A 23523-nucleotide genomic window follows, 5' to 3' on the forward strand; every position below is an offset into this window, starting at 1 on the left:
TACCAAGGCAACCGGGCAGTGACGTATTACAACAATCCACCAGGCGTTTATTGCAAGGCGTGCTTAACTTTGTCAGCAACCTCTGCAGAAACCCAGGGAGTCCAAAGATCTTCATATTCTGTCAGGAAATACTCTGCAGCCACCTCCCCATCGGCCTGATTCTCCTCCATCCAGGCCAGCAAACCATTCAGCTGGTTATTGGTCAGAGAACGGTGAGACACATAGCTATAGGCTGCGGGAGATGTTTCTGCAAAACTCTCGGTGGTGACGGTCTGCACCAGTGAAGGCGGATACATAGTAGGATGCGGATCAACACACTCGTTAGCAGAGATACAGTCGATATAATGCTGTTTATCAATGCCGGAACCAAAATCAACTTTTACCATTTTGTATTTACCCAGTACTGCGGTGGGTGCCCAGTAATAGCCAAACCACGGCTCTTCACGGGTAAACGCCTTTGCGATAGAACCGGCCAGACCCGCACCCGAACCCGGATCGATAAGATCAAAACCGGCATCCTCCAGCTTTAACGCCTTAAACAGATTACTGGCACTGATCTGACAGTTCCAACCCGCCGGACAACCATAGAAAGCCGATTTAGTGTCATCTTCCGGGTGGGTAAACAACTTAGCGTGCTTTTTTATACCCTCAATGGTCGCTAACTCCGGGTATTTTTTCACCAAATATTCCGGCACCCAGAACCCCTCTTCACCACCATCAGAGAGTGAGTTACCGGCGTAACGCAGACGCTTCTCAGCGACACCTTTGTCCAGCGCATCGCGCATGGAGTTACTCCACATCTCCGGGGCAATATCCGGTTCGCCTTTCTCAATCATCGAAGTACCCGTCGGCATGGTATCACCGGGTACAAGCTCAGCGGCACAGCCATACCCATGCTCCAGAATGAACTTATCAACATTGGCAATCAAAGTGGCTGAACTCCAGTTCATATCCGCGATAGTCACCTTGCCACATTCATCTGCAGCCTGTGCCTGGCCAAAGGCTAATAGCATTGCAGATGCAGCTATCAGTTTTCTCATGATGCCTCCATGATCTTTCGAACTAATTAATTTGATCTGTATATATTAGTCTTCTAATATTTAGAACTCAAACTATTATTGTCTTGCTTATTTGTACTGCACAGACTCTGGGCTATACTCGCACAACTTTTTAACGCTGCCGTTTTCTGAAACAGTCCCTTTAAGGGGTAACATGAGTGAACAGATGAAGATGACTAACCCCGATCCCTGCTGGCAGGATGTTCTGATTGAACTGAGAAAGATCATCCGGGCGACCGATCTTCAATCCAAGCGTGTGGTAAAGTCCTGTGGACTGACCATTCCACAGGTGATGGTTTTACGTGCGATAAAACAACTGGGTGATGTTACGGTAAAACGGATCTCTGATGATGTCTCTCTTAGCCAGGCGACCGTTACCACGATTATGAACCGCCTGGAAGAGCGCCAGTTGGTCGAGCGTATTCGCAGCGAAACAGACCGCAGAATCGTCAATGCACGACTAACAGCAAGTGGGAACCAGGTGCTAGAAACCGTTCCGCCTCTGCTACATGAAGCGTTTATTCACCGCTTTGAAAGCCTGGAAAGCCGACAGCAACAGCATATTTTTTCCTCACTGCAACAGGTTGCCGGAATGATGGATGCAGAGTCCCTGGATGCTGCCCCGCTGCTGGATATCGCAGCACCAACCCGCGAACGAACAGATAAATAATCAGTACCGGACAGCCATAGCAAGTAGCTGTCGTTCGAGTGCTGCCGCGTCGACGGGTTGCTGACCAATCACTTCAATCCTGCTATCCATCACCTCATCCAGCGCCTGAACCTTCAATACAGAATCCGCCATATTAAAAGCGAAGATGCCCTCACTGGTAATAAACACGGCTTTAAGGCGTTCCGCCTCTATACCCATCAGGAGCGGCTCAAGCTCTGAGTAATCAAACTCAAATTCCGGACTAAAGATCCAGCCACTGCTGTAATAGCCTTCGCTCTGATTATCTTTGCGAAGGTAGCCACATTCAGGTAGCTCATCGTCAGCCTGAAAATGATCATGTTGATGATCTGAATGCTGATGGGATTCTGCCCCAGTGATTGAGTTATGTTTTGAATCCTTATCCAGCCATGTGAGGCTTAGCTGACCATCAGAACAACTGACAACAGGAGGATTGCAGACCAGCGTTTGCAGATATTCCACTAACTGCTCAGTCTCATTGCCGCGGTACAGGTCTGCTTTATGGGCCACCACCCGATCGGCAACCTGCAGCTGCTGGTTGAAAGTATCATTATCGGTATAGCGGGGATCTGATAGTTTTCGGGCGTCCACCAGTGTAATGGTGCTGCGCAGATCGAGAACATCCTGATAGTGTGGCTGCTGCAGCACCCGAATCACTTCCAGTGGATGCCCCAGCCCTGTCGGCTCAATAAGGATACGATCAGGTTTGGCCTGACGAATCAACTGACTCAGGGCAACCTGCATCGGGATTCCCGCAGCACAACACATACAGCCGCCGGGCACCTCCCGCATAAACACCCCGGTTGCCTGCTGCTCATTGCCCAGCAGACTGGCATCGATACCCACCTCACCAAACTCATTCACCAGCACCGCCCAGCGTTCATCAGCCGGTTTATGGGTTAACAGGTATTGAATAGCGGTGGTTTTCCCCACACCGAGAAAACCGGTAATAATATTGGTAGGAATCTGACGGAACATTGATAAGATCTTAAATGGATTAATTTGTTATAATATAACAAATTAATCCCGGTGCGTCACAATTATCGGTGAACAAAGGAAGGATATGAGCCCGCAGATTGCGTGCTTAACCAGGACTCTCAGCTAATCCCGTAGCACCTGCTCAAGCTGGGTAAGCTTTGCAACCATTTCCTCATTCTGATCAGCCTGAGCCAGTGCATGAGAGATATGCACGCTATCTAAAAACTGATGATAACGATTATCGGATCTCAGCAAACTTCTTTCGGCTACAGAGCTTTGCAGCAAAAGTGAGTAATACTCCTCAACATCGGCAATCGACCACTTATCCTGATCCAGCAGAGCATGCATCCGCGACACGACTGGTGCTGAGGCAACACTGTTCGCCGTTGCGCCAATATCCACCTCTGTACCGGTTTGAAGTATCGGACTTGCCTGCCTGCTCAATACCCAATAGCAACCACCAGCAACCAGGAACAAACACACCGTCAAAGTCAGCCATCTCCCCGTCACCTTACTGGGCGGCATTGCTGCCGGATTAGACAGAACATCCTGATGTGTAGCCGGCATAACGCTATTAACATCCTTGTGGAGTTCACTTATCAGGCCATTATGAACCTCTTCCATAAGCAGATGCGGCTGAGTCCGGTCCCCATCGCAAGATTCGCCGACGGGCTGAGTCTGATCACCACGATTTACTAAATGATTAATAAAGTGGCGGCGCAGACGACGGTACTCAAGTGTGTCTAACTCTCCATTTGAGTAGCGACAGCACAGTTCATACAGACTCCGGCTCATAGCTTTGTCCTCTAGAGTTCTCTTACCAAACGGAATCCGGTGGTCGCATCAGTACTCCCGGATACTGGAACGGCCATGGAGACAGAACAATCAGACATTTTAATCTGATAACTGCCCCCCATCGCTTCCAGCCCTGCGCCACTGCGCACCAGTTCCTGTGCGTTACCCAGATAATTAACCAGCCCCCAGGCATTGGGTTTGCCCTGCTGCACACTCACCAGATCCCTGCCTTTGAGTATCTGATCACCCCGGGTCAGGCGACAGTTATAATTTTGCGGCTGGCTATTCCCGCTCGCCCTGGCTGCGCTCATCCACTCAGCTTTGGCCGGCAAACGGTAAACATATCCTGTGGCATTGCTCAGCCATGCGGCATAACCATTGATCTGATTCAGGCTAAGACCAGTCGCTGGCTGTTTTTCAGCTCCGCCCAGGCCTTTACACTCACCCGAGAGTTTGCAATACAGATTAAAATCGCGCCGGGATATCTCAAACTTGCTGATTGCCAGACTCCCCCCACCGGAGGGAACAACAATCATAAATGGCCCCTTATTTTCAGCACCCTCCGCCAGCATGTCCCAACACACGGCCGCAGAACGTATCCCTTTTCCCGATAGCGCCGCAGTACAGACCCGGTCGGAAACCGGTCTTGAGATGGCAGTGGTTGAGGGCTGTTCTGCCTGTGCGCTATTCCCCTGGGATGATGCCTGATTCGCTGCCTGTGTCTGTTGAGATGGGGGTGATGCGAGCGCTGAAGACTGCCGATCAGCCTGGGGGGGTTGACGTTCCAGGTTGATCCGTTGCAGCTGAATATTATCAGGAAAGAGTTGTTGCGCTTTGTTTAACAGCTGTTGCGCCCGCGCAGGGGCCCGACGATTAAGACTGACGATCTGATCAATGACAGCTCGCTGCAGGGCTTCATTCAGTTGTTGATATTTTGCTGCTGGCAGTCCCGGTTGTAACTCAACCAGATAGGCATGGGCCTGTACCAGGTTTTTCAGCCCCGGATTTTTAATCGCCTGGCCGATATGATACAGCCGCACACCATCCTGATAGGTTGCTACACGCTGATCAATGACTGTGGGATCCGCAAAAAGATCCCGCGCACTTAGCAGCAGTTTTTCCGCCTGAGTGAAACGCTGACGTGCCGCCAGTTGATCGGCTAAGCGCAGATAAACGGTCTGGAAAGTCTGTGGGGCCTGCTGTTTAATAAAGGGGTCATCAGCGCCCAATAGCGCTTGTAACTGAGCAAAGGTTTGCCGCGCAGCAGTCAGATCATTGGCCTGTATCTGAGTATCGAAGGTCTGTTTCAGACCACTGATCCGTGCCTCGTTCTTACGTTCAGCCTGCCGCTGTCGAAACAGCTCTTCCGCTTTCGTGATAGCCCCACGCTGTACCGTCAGGTCCAGAGATGGATCATATTGAGCGGCCCTTTCAAGAGTGTCTCTGGCGGCATTGAATTCATTTTCTGCAACCAGACGCTCTGATTGTTGTGCATAAATCACCGCAATACGAGTATCTACGCCCTGCAGATACTGCGGATCGCTCTGTTCAACCTTCAGCCGGGATAACAGTTCTGCCAGCTGTTGTTCCCATTCTGGCGACAACCTGGCCTCGGCTAACAGATGATTAAGCTGCTGTTTAAGGGCCAGTTGTTGCTCTACTTTCTCCTGCTGCGAAGCGTTTTCATAGCGTAACTTCAGCTGAGCCAGCAGATCAGTAATCTCCGCTTGCCCCGGCAGTAGCCGTTTGCCGTCCTCAAGGATCCGCATCGCCTGTTCAAGATCGGTATCAGCCACAGCAACCGCTTTTTCGGTATATCGCTTAATCAGACGTTGTCGGCCCTGGCGCACAATAGCCAGGTCGGCCTGCTGCGCCTCAATGCGATCGATAATGCTTTGTGCCTGACGGGTACTGCTGTCAGACAGTTGCGGGTCATCGAGAATCGTTTTCAGTTCAGACTGCAGTGATACAAGCTCCGCCTGGCGTTTTATTTCCTGTTCAGCTAATGCAGAAGCTTCCAGTTGTTGGGCATTCATTGTCTGCTGTTGCTTCAGTTGTTGCCGCTCATAGACAACGCTCTGCTGTAGCTCCGGGCTGACCGATAAGGTTGCAATTCTGTCCAGGGCTTCGGTTGCACTCTGCCAGCGCCGTTCATCCCGGGCAGCGCGGGACTGTTTTATCAGCGCAGATGCCAGGCGGTCATAGACGGCGGTGATGATTCTTGGGTCGGTCACCATCGGCTGTAACTGTCCGATGCGCGTCTCTGCTGCATCAATTCGCTGTGCGGAGATATCGGCATCAATATCAGCCACCTGCTGATCGATCTGTTGCTGATATTCGGCTTGCGACTGCTTCAGTGTCTGGTCGAAACGGGCTATCCCCTCCGGACTGAGAACAGACTCAAATGTCACTATCAATTTGCTGGCCTGATCCCACATATACTGATCCGTGAGTTGCTGCTGTTCAGCCAGCAACTGCTCCGTCAGTGACGCCTGCAGCGCACTCACCCGCTTACTCCCTGGATCCAGCTGCTTAAGTTCCTCAATATCCGGACTTGCTGCAGCAAAACTACTTAAACTCTCTGGAGACATCTGATCCAAACGCTGATTCAGCTCAGCGATACGCTGAGTCCGGGTATAACGAAGCTCTTCCTGCTCCAGATTACGACGTGCATTTTCCAGTTCGGCATGTGCCGGAAACAGTTTCATAGCATGGTCAGCCGCTCCCCGCGCGATGCTGAACTGCTGTTGCTGCAGTAACTCGTCGATGGTTTCAATAAATTTAACCGGTAGTCGGGCATCGCTCAGCATGGCATTTTGCGGATCAACCTGTTGAATGCTGTGCAACAACTCAGACAGCGGTTGTGACGCAGCGGCAAACTGTTCGGCGGGCAGTTCAAGCAGACGATTCAGCTCATTATTCAGATTATTCAGCCGGGCAGCCTTCTGCTTGATCAGTTGCTCCTGCTTATCTGACAGCCGTCTTGAGTCTTCATAAATTTGCAGAGCCCTTTCAGCCAGACTCTGCGCCCGGTCATAGGCGTCGGCATCTGCGCTACGACTCACCTGTTGTAAAAAATACCGGGTCAGCTCCCGCTTAACCTGAGCATCATTGAAAAACTCGCTTTGCTGTTCCGCATCCATGGCCTGAATCCGTTCCAGCCATTCATTGACAGCGGCTTCATCCTGATTATTCAGATCATCGATAAAGTCCCCGATCTGCTGTTGCTGCCAGAAATTGCGCAACGGAAAATAGGAGATACCGCAGACAAACGTCAACATCATCAGCCATACATACCAACGGCTTAGCAGACTATGCCGCTGATACTGCGGCATAAACTGTTGCATGAAGGTTTCCACGCTGTCACATCGCTGTCGCTCATCAAATGCTAACAGCTGCTTTAAGGCTTTATTCTGCTTGCGGCTGAGCTGCTTCAGCTCGGCCACCTTCATACCCAGTTTCCAGGCTTCATCGGCCGGAACTTTCTTATTGTCCCGGATAAACGGATGTTTGCCCGTCAGCAGCTCATGGATGATACAACCCAGCGCATAAAGGTCATCACGGGGATCAGCCTCCGCTGCCCCTGCCAGCATGGCTGGCGAAGCATAACTGGGGGTCAGTGCACCCAGCTCACCGGCATCGAAGCTATCTTCCTGAGCAGACCCGGTCTTAGCTGCCCGGGCGATACCAAAATCAAAAACCTTTATCTGCCCGCCATCAAGAAAAACATTACTCGGTTTAAGATCTGAGTGAACAACCCCCTGCTGATGAGCATATCCCAACGCACCGGCCATACCGGCAACGTACTCCAGTACCGTTGGCAGGGGAAAGCCCGAGGGGTTACGCTTAATTACTGTGCTCAGTGGCGCACCACGCATCAGCTCCATGGTCATGAACACATGTTCCCGATCTCTGTCGAAATCGAATACATTGACAATATTAGGGTGGGCAAGATTTTGTGTTTTACGCGCTTCACGCTGCAACGATCTCAGCGATTCCGGGTGCTCTCTGAAGGTTTTATTCAACACCTTAATGGCGACCAGACTATCAATATCCTGTGCATCAATGCGACGCTGATCTTCCGCTTTATAGACATCCCCCATTCCGCCACAGCCAATAAACTCAACCAGCCGGAAACGCTCTTTTATGACTGTTCCCACTCCCACCACTGATGTTTCCAACCCGGCATCTTCGGCAAAGGGCTTATCCCAGCGCGAGGTACCCGTACCGGTCGCGACACTCACAGATGCAGAGGTTGGGGTTGGGGTTGGGGTTGGGGTTGGTAAAGATACAGCATCACAACTGTCAGCAGACAGGGGCTTACCGGATGCTGTGATACGGGTATGATCCGCCCCGGAATGGAGAGGTGCCGATTTCACCAGTGTCTGATCATCAACTGATACTTCTGCCCTGCCACTGGCAATCACGGTGCTATCACTCTCTGCCGGGCAGGGTTTACCCTCAGAAGGGGGATCGATAATAACCGCCATCAATGCGCTCAGATCATTCTGGCTCAGCAGATCCCGGGCGGTCATCTGCTGCAGGCCTGCCACAACATTATCTTTAAGCTGCGGCTGTGACACCAGTAACTCTGAAACGGTTTCAAGCAACGAATCCAGAGAGACCTGACCGTGAAGGTATTGCTTTAGCTGATCTTTAAAACCCTTCATGAGCTGTCTGCTATCCCTTATCTTCAGGCAACTGACGGATTTTCAATCAGTATCAGGGTGATGTTGTCCCGCCCGCCCCGTGCCAGACAGCAGTCCAGCATCTCTTGCGCTAGCTGTTCCAGAGGGGTTTGACGCTGCGCCATAAACGTGGCGATATCAGCGTCAGACAGCTCCTTATCCAGGCCATCACTACAGATCAGAAAACGATCGCCCGGGTGCAGATTTCTGATATCCATATCAATATACAGTCTATCGGCAGCCCCTACGGCCCGGGTGATAACATTTCGCTCGGGATGAATCAGCGCGTCTTCAGGCGTCAACCGGCCCTGTGCCACCAACTCCTGAGTATAGGTATGATCAACACTTTCCTGGGCCAGCACACCGTTGCGATAAAGATAGATCCGGCTATCACCACACCAGTAAAGCAAATAGAAATCGGGCAACAACACCAGTCCGGCAACCGTTGATCCGATAATTTTCTGCCCGCCGCCGGCCAGATCGAGCAGATTCTGATTGGTTTGCTGAAGTATCTCTTCCAACAGATCAACGCTGTCCGACAGCTGTGGTTGTTGTTCAAAACGCTGTAACGCGGTAACAATTGACTGGCTGGCTACATCTCCGGAAGAATGCCCTCCCATACCATCGGCAACCGCCCAGTGGGCCTGTTCAGGCTGACTTAAAAAAGCATCCTCATTATGTTTACGGACATTACCGACTGAGGTCAGCGCACTGCTGATATAGCCACCGGAAGCACGCTGGGTTTCAACCGACATAAACCGCTCCATGGTTCTGAATCATCTATTTTCCCGTTAAAAAGAAGCGAAACTGAGACGCATCCGGCAAACCATCGCTCAACCAAAGCTGGGGCGGTATCGTTTCCGAGCCCTCACTCCACCAGACCGCCGGACGACTATATTCAGACTTCAGATCTAAGTGACGAAGATCGTCCCGGTGCTGCTGAAGGTTCTGCATAACCGCCACCGGTTTGACGGCCCGATACAGATCGACTGACGGGTATGAGGGTAGCAGCTTCAGATTGATAACCTGATGGCAAAACAGAGGAAAATCAAAGTGATCCCCGAGTGAATCAAACAGCAGCGCTTCAATCTGCAGTAGTAACTCTTCCTGATCTTCCAGCTGTTTCAGACATACCAATGGTGATAACACCGGCACCGCCACCAGCGAGGGGAATTTTCGCCCGACACTATCGATACTCGGAATAAAAACCCCCAGCCAGCCATGAGGATCCAGTACCCCCGGCGCGACATAAAACTGCCAGACCGGAGCGATCATATAATGTCCGGTCCAGCTATCTCCCAGACAGGCTTTGCTGCTGGTCATCCCCTGCTGCAGCCATCGGTCGAGATTGCCAATACATTCGCGACTCAGGCCACGGCTGACAAAATCCCCTTTGCAGGGGACCTTACCGTAAAAACCGCTCTGAACCGTGGCCATATCAGAGTGTTTCCTGACAACGGAAACCTGCTAACAGGTCTTCCGCAAAAGGATTAATGACACTTCTGGCCCGTAGTTCAAATGAGGCACTGAGCCCCTCTTCGGCGAAGTTCACCTCGTAGACTGCCCGGTTATCTGTTTGCTTCAGCTGGGATTTATTCAGCAGACGGAACCAGGCCCAGGGGCCCTCTTCAGTACTGGACTTAACCGTCCCATTCAGCCCTTCAAAGCGCAGCCGCACGGTATCACTATCAAGAGAGGGCCAGGTGACAGCACTCGAACGACGCGGACCATGACGATAGATCACTTCCTGCGAACCTATACTGAGGAAGAATTTTGACGCCTCGGTATCCAGTCTGACAGGCCGCATAACAAACGGCACTGACAATTCACCATTACGGAAGAATGTCTCTTTAATATCATTGGCTTTCTGCAACTGCAGCAGCGTCGCTTTGCTTAACCCTATCTTCTGTCCGTCAACCTCACGCTCTACCCAGATCCGGCCTTTGGTATCGATAAAGTCCCGCAGATAGGTGTTAACGAAGCTGTCCAGCGTACCATCCGGGCCAAAGAAACGGCTGAAATCTTCCAGTGTTATCTCAGAGCTGGCGCCGGGTTTAACCGGATAGCGTCCCTCAAGAAAGTTCTTACACTCATAGGTCACCTGCGACTGCCACAGCTGGTTCAGCTCAGTTTTAGTATTGTCCAATACGACCGACCAGTTCTGCGCTCCCAGCGCTCCCAGCCACCCCTGCATCATTTGCGGCATATCTGCCTGATAACTGTTCACTTTCGCCAGTGGATCGGTTTTGTTTCGCGAGATACGCCCCTGCACCGCATCAATCGCCCCGGTACTGGAGAAAGATGAGTTGGCGGCATCATCCATATAACTGCTCAGTTCAGCCAGGTCCTGACTCAGCCGGTCCAACAGTGAAGAGCTGCCTCGTTTCTCCAGCAATTTATAATACGGGGTATAGTAACGCTCAACCTGCTGTCCCAGATCGCCCCCCAGATTATCGAGTAGTCCCGCTTTTTTGGCGTCGCGCATCAGACGACTGACCTTCTGCTGTTTGACCGCAACCCCCTGATTGACGCTGGAGAGTGTCCGGGCCAGTTGATCAGTCCCCTCGCCCTGCTCTGCTGAGAAGGGCTTTGTCAGCGTTGTTTCTTCATTCAGCGTCTCCACCAGATGGCGTAAAGGGCTATCCAATCCCGCTGCAACGGAGATCTGACGGATACTCTCTTCCGCATTCGCTGGCGGCTGCATCGCCATGTCATCGATCATGCCATCCCAGTGCTGAATGAAATCGTCATAATACAATCCAAGCACTTTTCGCTGCAGCGTATCACTGTCCATATAGTGACGTGACTGGTAGCGGTCTCCCATCACCCAGTTGTTGTCGATATACTCCTTTGAAAGCGTCGTGCTGTTTGGCAAAAAGAGGGTATAAAACCCTTGTTTGGTGAACATACCCGGCATAACGAAAGTGGTCAGATCAGTGCCACGTTTGCTCTTAAACAGATCAAACGCGTAGGGGCCAAACACCTGATCCAGTGCCAGATCATATTTATGTTCCTGATTCAGCTCTCTGCGGATCGCCTGATAGACCTGTTTTTCTAAAGGATCGGTCGACAATATCCGCCGGGCATGGGAGACAATCTCCTCATTGAGAGTCACTGGCAAAAAGCCATTCTTCATCAGCACCTGCATATGCCCACTCAGATCACTGATCGCCTGCTCGTCCAGGGCATAGGTTTCCTGCCAGTCAACCACGGCCCATGAGGTTAACAGTTCAGGGTCATAGGGTTTGACGCCACCGTACATCAGGTAGGTTTTCAACAGCTCATAAAGACTTGAGGTTTGCTTTGGATCGCTGGCGATGATCAGCTCCTCTATGCGAGCGGCCAGCACGGGCAACAGAGCCCCCTGCAATTGATTCAGGTATGCCGAACGTGCCCCCTCTGTAAGGGTGTCTCCCTGATACAATCCGAAGGTATGATCAACACCGGCATCATCATACAGTCCGGTCGCCTCACGAAGGGTATTCAGCTCAGGCAATACGGCAAGGAAATCCGCCTCAAACAGAGGCACCTGTATAGCCTGTTCGGCAAAGTTGTTATTCAGTTGCGTCAGTTGTTGAATTTTTTGTTCATTATTAACAAATGACCAGCCCAGTAAGCCACTTCCGACCAGAAATACCCCCAGCGCGCCGGTAACCACCAGGCGCTGCATCCAGCGACGCCGCCTGATCAGTTGCTGGTCAACCCCTGCGATACCCGCTTCAACAAAGATCACCCGCTGCAGCAGATTCTTAAGAAAGAAGCTCTTACCCCGACCACTGGCGCCCACCAGCGTCGAATTACTGAAGCCAAAACTGTGCGCCAACGACCCCAGCAACCGGTCGATGGGCGTGCCCGCCTGCGTACCACTGGTGAAGTACACACCGCGCAGTAACGCGCCCTCACTGTAGCGATTTGTACTGAAGATATCTCCCAGAAAGATCGAAATAATATCCCTCAGCCCGGCAAACTGACGGGGGAAACCCATAATCAGTGTCCGCTTATCCGGGTCCTGCTCCTGATACATTCGTTCAATCAGTTGCTGTTCGAGTCGCAGAGTCAGTGTGTCAAATTTGTCAGCATAATCATCGAGATTAAACTGGGGACGTCCAGACTCCGGCAAAGCAAAGGTTTCCCCCCAGACCTGTGCCCGGGCATCACGATCATAGTGCCCAAAAAACTCACTGAAACCGGAGATCAGATCACACTTGGTAAAGGTAAAATAGACCGGCGCCGAGATCCCAAGGTGCTCATTCAACTCTTCGATACGACGCCGTATTGTTTGTGCATATAACGCCCTTTCGTCCTCAGACTGCTGCATCAGATCTGCAACACTCATCGTCACCAGCACACCATTCACCGGCTGTTGCGGACGATTCTTTTTCAGCAGCTCCATAAACTGCTGCCAGGCAGCCTTGTCGACAGATTCATGGCTGTCCTGGGTGGTAAAACGACCAGCCGTATCGATCATCACAGCCTCGTCGGTGAACCACCAGTCACAGTGACGGGTACCGCCAATCCCCTGAATCGCTTCGCTACCCATGCGATCCGCCAGGGGGAAATTGAGCCCTGAATTGATCAGAGCTGTGGTTTTACCTGATCCCGGCGGGCCAATAATAATATACCAGGGCAGCTCATAGAGATTGGCGGCTTTACCCGCTCCCTTACTGTTGCGCAGGATCTGCAGGGCTTCATCAAACCGGTCACTGATAATCGCCTGTTCATCCTCCCGGGCACTTTCTGCCATTGAAGCCTGATCCAGCTGCTCACTGCCAAGATCATCCAGCAGCTGTTCATTTTTTTTCATTTGTCGCCAGAAAAGCAGTACCGATATGGCAACCCAGCACAAAACAACAATCACTATCGCCAGCAGCCGGGAAAACTCACTGGCGAGGAAGTAATGCTCTGCAATGGCAAATAATGGCCCGATAAACCAGATCAGCAGTGCGAGACAGATAATCCCGAGACTCTGAATAAACCATCGATTGGTGATAATCCTGATTAACTTTTTCACGTGTCTTCCCGTCAATCCCTGTACAAAACATGCCCGTAATTAAGACAACACTATTTACGCAGCAGAATCTCTACCCTGCGGTTCAGTGCCCGATTCAGATTTGAGTTATTTTCAACCAGCGGAGCACTGGATGCTTTACCCTCAACCCGCATCACAATCCCCTCTTCCAGCTGACTCAGCAACACTTCAGCAACGGATTTGGCCCGGGCCTGTGACAGTGCCCAGTTAGAGGGATAGCGGGTCGAGAAAATCGGTACATTATCTGAGTGCCCTTCGACGATGATGGGCTTACCCACACCTTTAAGCTGAGTGCCAATTCTCTCAACCAGAGGAACAAACTCGTGAGACAGATCAGCCTGCCCCGAGGGAAACAGCCTTGCATGACGCAACCGGAGTCTGACCTGATTGTCTTCATCGATCAGCTCCACCGTTCCGGCAGCGATCTCTTCCACCAGTTCAGGTTCAAGCAGCGCAAAATAATCCAGCTGTTCGGGCACCAGGTCCGGCTCTGCAACTGAATACAAAGGCGCGACCAGACGATCAATATTCACCGGGGTCACTTCAATCGCTGCCGTATTGCTGATGCCTGCAAACTGTTGCATTACCTGATCAGACTCCTGGGTTATCTTCCAGATAAAGCCCAGAAAAGCGGCCATTAGCAGAAACAGGCTGAACGCCCAGATCACCCAGAATGGTAAATACCGGGCGATACCGATACGTCGATCCGAGACCCCTTCCCAGTGGGGTGAGAGGCCTTCGGGTTCATAATTCCGGTGCCGGCTGATCAGAATATAAAGTTCGCTGCGCAGGCGGTCCAGTTCCCGCCGTCCATTGGCCATGCGCCGGTATTTACCTTCAAACCCCAGCGACAGACAGGCAAAATAGAACTCCAGCAGCTCAAGATTAGTCGCCGGGCGTTTCATCAGCTCATTGAGGTAATTAAAGAAGCGCTCGCCTCCCCAGGCTTCCTGATGGCGGGTAATCAGCAAGCTCTCACTTCCCCAGCGACTGTTACTGCCCCAGGGGGTATTCAGTACAATCTCATCGATCAGGGCGCACAGGGGGTAACTGATATATTCGCTATTCTCACGACCACCTGGAACACCCCAGCCCTGGGACTCATACAATTGAATCTGATCCAGTGCATAGCGGTGAAACTCCTCCAGATCCGGACATTCAGCGGTATTCTGAATCTTCCCCAGAAATGAGAGCAAGGGCGTGACCAGTTGCAACAGCGGATTCTCTCTCTGAGAGATCGTTCCCTGAGCAACTGTCCCAGCCCCCGAATGCGCATAATCCGGTTCTGGCGCGGGAGACTGACGCCAGGGCTGGCCGTGCTGCACATTATCAGTCCGGGGAACCTGCTCTGCAGGTCGCCGCTCCGGGGTTGCTGTGTTACGGGGTTTCCGGCCTCCCGGCATCGGGCGTATGACTGTCTGATCGTCCATGATAACAACTATTTATCTACGTTTAATGGCCCAGAACTGACATTCAAGTCCTGGGAACTCGCCTCCGATATGGAAAGCTATACCGCCGGATTTATCCAGCTCTTTCCAGATCTCATGGCTGGTATCAAGTTGAAAATAGGTAAACCCTGCATGGTAGGGTATTTCCCGGGGCGCGACGGGCAGCGGCGCGATCGGAATCCCCGGCAGGGCGCTGGTAATCAGCTCTCTGATGCGCTCCACCGGGCCTATCTTGATCTGTTGGGGAAACTGGGTACGGAGTTTTTCCTGGGCAACCTGAGCGCTGACAGCAAAGATAAAATCAGCGCTTTTCAGCAGTACACGATCCCGTATTCTGGCGGCCCGTATACCGTACTGTTCAGGTGAGAGCGGTATACCTTCAGCAATCTGTTCCAGCACCGTACCAAAGCAACCTTTCAGCTCTTCCAGCAACGGCAGGAAGGTTGCTATCAGATTATCCTGCTGATATTCCGCAAATTCGGGTGGCCGTTTTTCCGGCTTCATAAAAGTTGCCAGTTCGCCGGCCAGCAGCAGCAACCGTTCGTACAGTTCCAGTGGTGACATCTCCGGAACCTGACGATACAACGACAATACCGGGTCAAAACGATTCAGCAACTGAAGCAGCATAAAGTCAGTGACTTCAGCGACACCACCTTTGCCACCCGAACTGCTCACCCGCGCTGCCAGCTCCCGGGCCCGGGTAGTTAACATCGATTGCAACTCGGTAAGAAAGTTCTGCAACAGCTCCGAAGCACCGATATCCAGCAGCGGCGGAATAAATTGCTGCCGTAAACGTATCTGCCCCCCTTTCACCTCTTCAATATGCGCGACCGCTAATCGGGTATAACCATCAGGAACCCGGTTCTCTGAATTCTGCCGGGCATCTTCAACAAATAATCGTAAACGCAGCTCACCAACCTGAATACTGGTTTGCTCATTTTCAGCTGAAGTAAGATCAGAGACTTCGACGGATTTAGGCAGATAACGCACCAGGCTATTGCGGTTATCGTTGCTACCCACCTCTGTCACACCTGGCTGTTGCAGTGGAATAGCCAGATAGATAATCGCATCAGAGACCGACTCGTTAACCAGTATCGGCAAGGGCGGCGCATCAGAAGTGTGCAGATCAAAACTGGTGCCATCGGCAAAACAACCGGCGCAGTCATCCAGAGAGACCTCTCCAATTTTCAGATTGGCAGAGTTTACTTTGAGGCGGGAAAACCCCCAGTTAAAACAGGAAACCGTGCGGATACGGTTATTGATCTCCTTCAACAAATACTGGTCATGTTGTTGAAAGTGTTGCGGCCGAAGAAACATGCCTTCATGCCAGATTACTTTATTGGTCACTCCGTGACTCCACTTCAAAAATCCAAAATCAGCTATTATATTGTCACGACAAAACGGACAGTTCAGTCCAGCAGGTCAAGTGTCAGTTGATTATCCTTGAGCCTGACCTGGACCGACTGGTCCTTTTCAGCATTCACGGCAACCACCTTTTTCATTACACCATTGTCAGTATTCTGAAAAGCGGCCAGAACCCCCACAAACTCAGTATCTTTATCCAACAGGGTTTTCTTGATTGCTGAACCTCCAGGGTTAACGATCAGCTCATCACGTAACAGCAGATCGCCGGATAACATGGCGCTATCGCTATCATAGAGGGCAAAGAAATCACTCTCTTTAAACAGCGCATCATCTTCTAACTGATAGATACGAACCACTGTGGGAGAGGGACGTCCATCGAGATCCTGATTAACACCGGAATCCGCAATGACAGAAACAACAAGCTCTGGGGGCGGGGGTGGCGGCTCATCGTCAGAAAGCATATCTGAAACGGTTGAACAGCCACTTATAATTGAGCTTGCGATAAACAGCATAATAAATTGCCGCCAATATCGCTCCACGAATCCCTGGAACATAATAAACTCCCTTTCAAAGAGGCTAAATTAAACCTCAAAGGCACTGTTTATTGCAATGGTTGCAGATCAATTGATATAAAAAAACCGGCCTGATGGCCGGTTATCGATTAAAACTGATTGTTCAGAATCAGGCTTTAGGTACACGCCAGTCATCAGAACCAGAGGTTCCGGCAACTTCATGTGTCCAGCTAATTTTACGATATGTGAAGGAAACATCTTCCATGTGTGTGAAGTGTTCCATCGCAGGATCCTGACAGTTTGGCATATGCGCCTTAATATCAACGATCATGGCATCTTCCAGAACATGAGTGAAGTAATGTTCCTGCTGACCGGTCATAGAGGTACGGAACCATTTCAGCTCAATACGTGGCAAACGCTCGCCACTGGTCAGTGCTTCAAACAGTTTTGGAGAAGACTTGTCATAAATTTTGGAAATAACCAGCGCATCATGTACGCGCTGACCACTTGGCTGACCACTCTGTGGATCACGGGGAATCATGATCTGATGGGAAAAGCCCTGAACAGTAATTTCGTTTTCATGACCTTCCTGGTAACGATTCCCCATAGACTCCATGCTGTTAGCGCCTTCGGTGATATTACCCTGAGTTTCGCCCTGAATGGACATATAACCTGGTGTTGGCATTTTTCTCTCCTTAGATAGTGATGTTAGCCTCCCTGTTTCATAGCACGCATCAGGCCAATATTAAAAAAATCTTTAAAATCAATATATTAATAAAAAAATCTACTCAAAATCTAACGATATTCGATGCTCAGTGTGGGCAGTAAATTGCGCAATCAACAGCGACTGCGCAAAGCAACTCAACCCTGAGCATTCAACAGAGACTGTAATTTAGCCTGCAGCGGATTTTCAATGGCATCGATCTGATCAACATCAATAATCTCTTCAAAGCCTGTACTTCCAGAGAATTGTGACACCATTCGCACCAGCTCATTCTGAGGCCGGAATGCAGCCACCCGGGATGTCAGCACAACAAATGGAAGCGTACCCGCAATTTTCGGCTGCCTCTCAATTGACACGGTATAACCTAAGCCTTCCAGTAAACGGACCAGCCCGGGACTATTTTCCAGCAGCAGCCAGACCACCAGCGCATTCAGCACAAACGGGGTAATAGAATCGTAATGGGGCTGCTCACCTTTAAGCTTCTCTGCGATCAGCCTGGGCAGGTCATAACTGCAGTCATAACTAAGCACCCAGCGAACCGGTGAACTAAAACTCAGAACAGTACCATCCAGGTCATCACTATAAACCCAGGGCTCAGCAACCAGCTCATTCTGAATCGCGGACACCGGGGAGGAAAGCTTAGCGTTATAGCCAAAGGCATCACGCAAAACCGCTTTGTAATTTTCTAAAATAATGGAATAGTTCTTCTCTGCACCGACAACCTTGTCACGGGAAGCACTCTGCATATACTCCCCTAACACCTTACGGGGGGAGAACAACGGAGTGATGGTTTTCAGATAGGACTGAAGTTCTTTATTAAGAATAACGGAAACCGTCTTAGACCGCTCCCGCAGCTGTGTCATCTGCTCAAGCTGAATCTCTTTGATAGGCGTCATAGCTCCCTGCATCTCTCTTACTCCCTAAACGTGACCATCCTTTTGATTGACGGAGTTTACTGCAGCCAGCGCATAAAACAAAGGGCTGCGCTACAACCTTAAAAAGTGAGCATAAATACGCGCAATAAATCACCTGCAACCAGAATTTGCCCGCCATTGAGCCTGAGAACGAGCAACTGAAGCATGGCCTGATTTTTGCTTTATCAACAATGGCCACAGCGAAAAATAAGGATTCCTGCCATGGACAAGGTTTACCCGATAGCGACACTCATCGCCGCCATGACAATTACGGTTACAGGCAGCGCCTCGGAGCGCGTGCCACGGTTACCGTCATCCACCTACAATGTGGAGATACGGCCCGATAACTATTACTACCATGAGCAACAACTCGGCGCCTGGTTTATTCAGTGTTATCAGCGCAAACAACCTGCTGAACAGTACTGGCACTGCAATGCATCTGACAGTGAAACCATTCGCCGCTTCAGAACCACGCTGAAAGATCCGGCGCTGGCATTTACTGCACCAGAACCCGCTGTTCACGCAGACACGACAGCATCGAAACAGCCGGCAGCGTCACTTCAGCGACCGGTTCCCACCCGGGTGGCTACTTTACCGCCAGCTCCACCGGAGCAGTTTCCACAGCAAAAAGCGACCCCGGCTCAACAGAACTACCTCGCAGTGGAACACTTAAAAGAGAAGCGGTCGGCTAACCCGCAAAAACAGACAAAACCGGTAGAATCGATACGTCATCACTCGCCAACAAAACAGACCACTTTTAACAATCCGGCGCTGGAGCCCGAAACTTATTATCTGCTACAACTGGCAGCCTTTCAGAATAAAAAAGACGCCAACCGGTGGCAGCAACGCTATCCGGATATCGCAACCCGGATTATCAGAACCCAGGGGAAATTCACTCAGTGGTTTAATGTCGTCACAGCGCAACCGGTTGAGTACTTCGATGCCATCGCACTGTCAGAAGCAATTAAAGATCAGACCGGCGAGACTCCCTGGATACGAGAGAAAAAAGAGCTTTTGTAAACAACCGTGTAAGTGACTTGTTTAACCGTTCAGGATATCAAGCCACCCGATACTCAATCAGCCGATTGAGACACTGCCGGAACCCGATGCCACAGAACCGCCACAACTGATCGAATCACCCACCCGGGCAGCAGGCTTGCCATTGATCATCACAGAAGGGGAACCCGCGGCGACCGCCCGCCCATGGGGCGGACACTTTCGACACCCGTGAGGTGCCAGAGCGTCACCTACCCTAGCAGCTGGAACACCTTCAATCAAAACATCACCACTACCTGAAACAATGGGCGTTGCCGGAAAGCACCCATGACCCGAGCCAATATCACCCAAACGTGCCGCTTTTGGCATTTTAAGCTCTCCTTGTTAATCGATAACCGATGTGACCCAATACTGAGTCATACTAAATGATTTTGAAGCTAACGTCCCAGCCAGATTCATTAAACAGTTGAATCAGGGCTTTTCGAAGCTCCCCGTTACCCAGCTTAGCCACATGACCATCACCATCCATTATTAAAGTACTGCAGGTAACAAAACCGGACTGCCCCTCAATCTGGAAGTAATACTCGCCAGCCCCTCGCCTCTCTGTACGCGTTGTCACAACATCTTTCAAGCTGACATGGTGTTGTTTCTCATCCAGCCAGATCTTAACGAAAAATGTCTGTTCAACTGTCGCATGCTGCATCCCCAACGTTAACTCTGTTGTTAACAGAGGCGGCGCGATAATAATCAGATCATCCTTTTCGACCAGTTCAAACGGACTGCCCTGAACCTTCAATACCCGCAACCGCTCAATCAGCTCAGAAGCAGCAACCGGCACCACGGAGGGATCCGCTTTAAACGCCATCACTTTGCGTCCAATCAGCATCATTACCGGCACCATACCTACGACTCCGGCTAACAGAAACCCAACTAATACACTGTTACTCCCTCCCCCTTCAACAATAGCGACACCCCCAGCCCCCAGAAGCACCATATACAAAAGAAACAGCCCAAACGCTAAAAAAAACTTCCCTATCATGCTCATCTCCCTGAATAATTAAGCCGTAAAAATGCGCACTGCCCTTAATTTGCGCAGCCCGCTTCTCTGTTCATCTTTGTTAAGATCAATCTATTGAAAACACAGCAAATACCACACCAGTTATGCCCCTCTGATAGCAACAGAGATGAGCGCACCGCGTCAGAAAATATCACAAAAAATCAGCATCCACTTTGACTGAATACTCTATTCAACCTTATACAACCGCCCCTGTTCATATAAACTAGATTTCTTGAACTATCATATTAGTTATCTATTTAAGAGATTCATGGATGAATAACCTACTTGTTAAATCCCTCTTTTTTGCCTCAATGGCGACCACACTATTGCTAACAACGGCCTGCTCGCAGAGTGAAGCACTGGAGATTCAGTCTGAGGTTGTCAGCCCCGATAAAATCAAACAGATTATTGCCAATGTTGAGCGCCTGCACCCTGATATCAGTGATGAACTGAAACAGCAGGTCGCCGAGATCGCAGTCAAATCGATCGAGAACCAGATCTTTGTTGAAGGCGGCAGCTTCGATATGGGGGACTTCGGCATGCCCTGTAACTCATACCTCGACAGACCGGTGTATAACCCGAATGATATCTGTAACTCAACGATCAACCCCTACGACCGGCCAGTACATAAAGTCACACTGGACAGTTTCTCGATGTCTAAATATGAAACGTCGGTTTATGAGTTTGAGCATTTTAAGTTAGCTCATCATCAACCACTCCCCGAGCCCGACTTCAGAAAAGATGAACCCGACCACTGGATGTTTAAGCCTGACAGCCCAACCGGCACCCAGAAATGGCAGGAAGCTAAAGATTACTGCCTCTGGATTGGTCAGCTAACCGAAAACAAGTTTGATCTGCCAACGGAAGCTCAATGGGAATACGCGGCCAGAGATCGTGGGAAATATATCTATTACGCCACTAATGATGGCACCCTGAAAGATAATCAAAACTTCCCAAGAACCGCCTTTCAAAAAGTAGAGTTATTACCTGTTGATAGTTTCCCTCCCAGTCCGCTAGGCTTTTATCATCTGCAGAGTAATGCCATCGAATGGATGGATGACTGGTTTGATCCCGAGTTTTATCAACACAGTCCTGAACTAAACCCTAAGGGGCCAAAGCTTCCTCAAAAAGTGAGTATACATAATATGTCACCCCGTAAGTTAAAAGTATTACGGGGCGCCTCTACGAGCTCTAGTCCTGTTGTAGTCATGCAAAGGCTAACAGCAAAACCGGACCTACAAGTGCACGCGCCCAAATACGGTTTCCGCTGCGCGGTACAAGATTCAAACCCAGTTAACTAAAAAGGACCATATAGCCCTTTTTAGTTAATAGCTATGCGTACATACCTCCCCCAGGAGGACTCAGGTCATCACCATTCCAGCACATCAACTGGCCAGAACTAGCAATATTGTTACGCTTTTCAATTGCAACTTTAAGCCCACCAGCCACCGGATCAAAGGGCTTAGTTTGCCCTTTAAACTGTTTACCATCGCCAGGTTGCCGGTGCTGCAGCTTATTGATCCACTCATTAAACTGATCCTGCTGTCCCCAGTCGAGAATACTATTCAGTTTTTCTAGACTGGCAAAACTATCGACTTTTTTACCATCTTCACTCATATGCTCCAGTATCTCGATAAACTGTCGCCATAAACTGATCGGTTTAAATCTGTAATTTCTGTTTATACAGCCCCTCTTTGAGGTTATAAAACCAAGTAAAATCAGATAGTATGCAACTATCATATTAGTTATCTATTTAAGAGATTCATGGATGAATAACCGGCTTACCAAATCCCTCTTTTTTGCCTCAGTGGCGACCTCTCTATTGCTAACAACGGCCTGCTCGCAGAGTGAAGCACTGGAGATTCAGTCTGAGGTTGTCAGCCCCGATAAAATCAAACAGATTATTGCCAATGTTGAGCGCCTGCACCCTGATATCAGTGATGAACTGAAACAGCAGGTCGCCGAGATCGCAGTCAAATCGATCGAGAACCAGATCTATGTCGAAGGCGGCAGCTTCGATATGGGGGACTTTGGCATGCCCTGTAATATTGATCATGACAAGCCTGTCTATGACCCTAATGATGTCTGTAACTCAACGATCAACCCTTATGACCGGCCAGTACATAAAGTCACGCTTGATAGTTTCTCGATGTCTAAATATGAAACGTCGGTTTATGAGTTTGAGCATTTTAAGTTAGCTCATCATCAACCACTCCCCGAGCCCGACTTCAGAAAAGATGAACCCGACCACTGGATGTTTAAGCCTGATAGCCCAACCGGCACCCAGAAATGGCAGGAAGCTAAAGATTACTGTCTATGGATTGGCCAGCTAACCGAAAATAAGTTTGATCTGCCAACAGAAGCACAATGGGAATACGCAGCAAGAGATCGTGGGAAATATATCTACTACGCTACTAATGACGGCACACTTAAAGATAATCAAAACTTCCCAAGAACTGCCTTTCAAAAAGTAGAGTTATTACCTGTTGATAGTTTTCCACCCAGCCCGCTAGGCTTTTATCATCTTCAGAGTAATGCTGTTGAGTGGGTCAATGACTGGTTTGATCCCGACTATTATAAACACAGCCCGGAACACAATCCACAAGGGCCTGAAAAACCTATAACAGTTTCAATCAAACATAGATCACCGAATCAATATAAAGTACTACGAGGCGGATCGACTAGTTGGAGTCCAAATGTGGTCATGCGTCGAGCAACTGAAAAGCCTGATCTGCAAGTACATGCTCCTAAATACGGTTTTCGCTGTGCTGTACAAGAGACTAATACGATGAACTGAAAGGGGCCAACGGCCCTTTTTAGTTAATAACTATGCGTACATACCTCCCTCAGGAGGACTCAGGTCATCACCATTCCAGCACATCAACTGGCCAGAACTAGCAATATTGTTACGCTTTTCAATTGCAACTTTAAGCCCACCAGCCACCGGATCAAAGGGCTTAGTTTGCCCTTTAAACTGTTTACCATCGCCAGGTTGCCGGTGCTGCAGTTTATTGATCCACTCATTAAGCTGATCCTGCTGTCCCCAGTCGAGAATACTGTTGAGTTTTTCCAGACTGGCAAAACTGTCGACTTTTCCACCATCTTCACTCATATGCTCCAGTATCTCGATAAACTGTCGCCATAGAGATATGGTGATTTCTGGTGTATGGAGAAAGATAGAGAGGGTGGCGTATCCTGTTGATTGATCTCGCCAGATCGCAATCAACAGAAGAGAGATACGCCATGAGTAAGTTTACCCTGACAGCCCGGA

Annotated in this window: 20 protein-coding genes; 4 read left to right on the forward strand and 16 right to left on the reverse strand. The window is 50.1% G+C overall.

The genetic code is table 11. The features are described 5' to 3' along the window. Positions 1–47: 47 nt before the first annotated feature. Positions 48–1040, reverse strand: a complete 993-nt coding sequence (locus JW499_RS06745; RefSeq protein ID WP_205209877.1) for an ABC transporter substrate-binding protein — start codon at positions 1038–1040, stop codon at positions 48–50. A 172-nt stretch (positions 1041–1212) separates the two neighbouring features. Between JW499_RS06745 and JW499_RS06750 the strand changes: the two genes are divergently transcribed. Further along, positions 1213–1728, forward strand: coding sequence for a MarR family winged helix-turn-helix transcriptional regulator (locus JW499_RS06750; RefSeq protein ID WP_232846268.1), 516 nt, complete (start codon positions 1213–1215; stop codon positions 1726–1728). On the opposite strand, the gene JW499_RS06755 is transcribed toward JW499_RS06750, so the two are convergent. The 11 genes from JW499_RS06755 to JW499_RS06805 form a co-directional block, all read right to left on the reverse strand. After that, positions 1729–2724, reverse strand: coding sequence for a CobW family GTP-binding protein (locus JW499_RS06755; protein ID WP_205209878.1), 996 nt, complete (start codon positions 2722–2724; stop codon positions 1729–1731). 123 nt (positions 2725–2847) lie between these two features. Next, entirely contained in the window at positions 2848–3519 is a 672-nt protein-coding gene (locus JW499_RS06760) for a hypothetical protein (protein WP_205209879.1), read from the reverse strand. Positions 3520–3530: 11 nt separating this feature from the next. Beyond that, positions 3531–8189 (reverse strand): protein kinase domain-containing protein, encoded by a 4659-nt coding sequence (locus JW499_RS06765; protein ID WP_205209880.1) that lies wholly within the window; start codon positions 8187–8189, stop codon positions 3531–3533. A gap of 23 nt (positions 8190–8212) precedes the next feature. Continuing rightward, positions 8213–8962, reverse strand: coding sequence for a PP2C family protein-serine/threonine phosphatase (locus JW499_RS06770; protein ID WP_205209881.1), 750 nt, complete (start codon positions 8960–8962; stop codon positions 8213–8215). Between the two features lie 25 nt (positions 8963–8987). Next, positions 8988–9644 (reverse strand): type VI secretion system-associated protein TagF, encoded by a 657-nt coding sequence (gene tagF / locus JW499_RS06775; RefSeq protein ID WP_205209882.1) that lies wholly within the window; start codon positions 9642–9644, stop codon positions 8988–8990. Between the two features lies 1 nt (position 9645). Continuing rightward, a complete protein-coding gene (gene tssM, locus JW499_RS06780; RefSeq protein ID WP_205209883.1) occupies positions 9646–13218 on the reverse strand; it encodes a type VI secretion system membrane subunit TssM in 3573 nt (1190 codons plus the stop codon). A 50-nt stretch (positions 13219–13268) separates the two neighbouring features. Beyond that, a complete protein-coding gene (icmH, locus tag JW499_RS06785; RefSeq protein ID WP_205209884.1) occupies positions 13269–14666 on the reverse strand; it encodes a type IVB secretion system protein IcmH/DotU in 1398 nt (465 codons plus the stop codon). A 12-nt stretch (positions 14667–14678) separates the two neighbouring features. Continuing rightward, positions 14679–16031, reverse strand: a complete 1353-nt coding sequence (gene tssK, locus JW499_RS06790; RefSeq protein ID WP_205209885.1) for a type VI secretion system baseplate subunit TssK — start codon at positions 16029–16031, stop codon at positions 14679–14681. Positions 16032–16093: 62 nt separating this feature from the next. Beyond that, a complete protein-coding gene (tssJ, locus tag JW499_RS06795; RefSeq protein ID WP_205209886.1) occupies positions 16094–16603 on the reverse strand; it encodes a type VI secretion system lipoprotein TssJ in 510 nt (169 codons plus the stop codon). 127 nt (positions 16604–16730) lie between these two features. Further along, entirely contained in the window at positions 16731–17246 is a 516-nt protein-coding gene (locus tag JW499_RS06800) for an Hcp family type VI secretion system effector (RefSeq protein ID WP_091362233.1), read from the reverse strand. Between the two features lie 176 nt (positions 17247–17422). Beyond that, positions 17423–18193, reverse strand: a complete 771-nt coding sequence (locus tag JW499_RS06805; RefSeq protein ID WP_205209887.1) for a hypothetical protein — start codon at positions 18191–18193, stop codon at positions 17423–17425. A gap of 228 nt (positions 18194–18421) precedes the next feature. Here JW499_RS06805 and JW499_RS06810 point away from each other — a divergent pair, with 228 nt between their 5' ends. Further along, the gene (locus tag JW499_RS06810) at positions 18422–19219 is read left to right on the forward strand and encodes an SPOR domain-containing protein (RefSeq protein ID WP_205209888.1); all 798 of its coding nucleotides are present in this window, start codon (positions 18422–18424) and stop codon (positions 19217–19219) included. Positions 19220–19276: 57 nt separating this feature from the next. On the opposite strand, the gene JW499_RS06815 is transcribed toward JW499_RS06810, so the two are convergent. Continuing rightward, on the reverse strand, positions 19277–19564 hold the full coding sequence (locus JW499_RS06815; protein WP_205209889.1) for a type VI secretion system PAAR protein: 288 nt from the start codon (positions 19562–19564) through the stop codon (positions 19277–19279). 52 nt (positions 19565–19616) lie between these two features. Then, positions 19617–20234 (reverse strand): hypothetical protein, encoded by a 618-nt coding sequence (locus tag JW499_RS06820; protein WP_205209890.1) that lies wholly within the window; start codon positions 20232–20234, stop codon positions 19617–19619. A gap of 290 nt (positions 20235–20524) precedes the next feature. Here JW499_RS06820 and JW499_RS06825 point away from each other — a divergent pair, with 290 nt between their 5' ends. Continuing rightward, complete coding sequence (locus tag JW499_RS06825; protein ID WP_205209891.1) at positions 20525–21553, forward strand: formylglycine-generating enzyme family protein; 1029 nt, start codon at positions 20525–20527, stop codon at positions 21551–21553. A gap of 31 nt (positions 21554–21584) precedes the next feature. On the opposite strand, the gene JW499_RS06830 is transcribed toward JW499_RS06825, so the two are convergent. Next, positions 21585–21869 carry a hypothetical protein gene (locus JW499_RS06830; protein ID WP_205209892.1) on the reverse strand — a complete coding sequence of 95 codons (285 nt, stop codon included), beginning with the start codon at positions 21867–21869 and terminating at the stop codon, positions 21585–21587. A 151-nt stretch (positions 21870–22020) separates the two neighbouring features. On the opposite strand from JW499_RS06830, the gene JW499_RS06835 reads away from it, so the two are divergent. Next, positions 22021–23049, forward strand: a complete 1029-nt coding sequence (locus JW499_RS06835) for a formylglycine-generating enzyme family protein (RefSeq protein WP_205209893.1) — start codon at positions 22021–22023, stop codon at positions 23047–23049. A 30-nt stretch (positions 23050–23079) separates the two neighbouring features. Here the strand turns inward: JW499_RS06835 and JW499_RS06840 are convergent, their stop codons facing one another. Next, positions 23080–23364, reverse strand: coding sequence for a hypothetical protein (locus JW499_RS06840; RefSeq protein WP_205209894.1), 285 nt, complete (start codon positions 23362–23364; stop codon positions 23080–23082). Between the last annotated feature and the right edge of the window lie 159 nt (positions 23365–23523).

The sequence above is a fragment of the Amphritea pacifica genome, from assembly GCF_016924145.1.
Lineage (GTDB): Bacteria > Pseudomonadota > Gammaproteobacteria > Pseudomonadales > Balneatricaceae > Amphritea > Amphritea pacifica.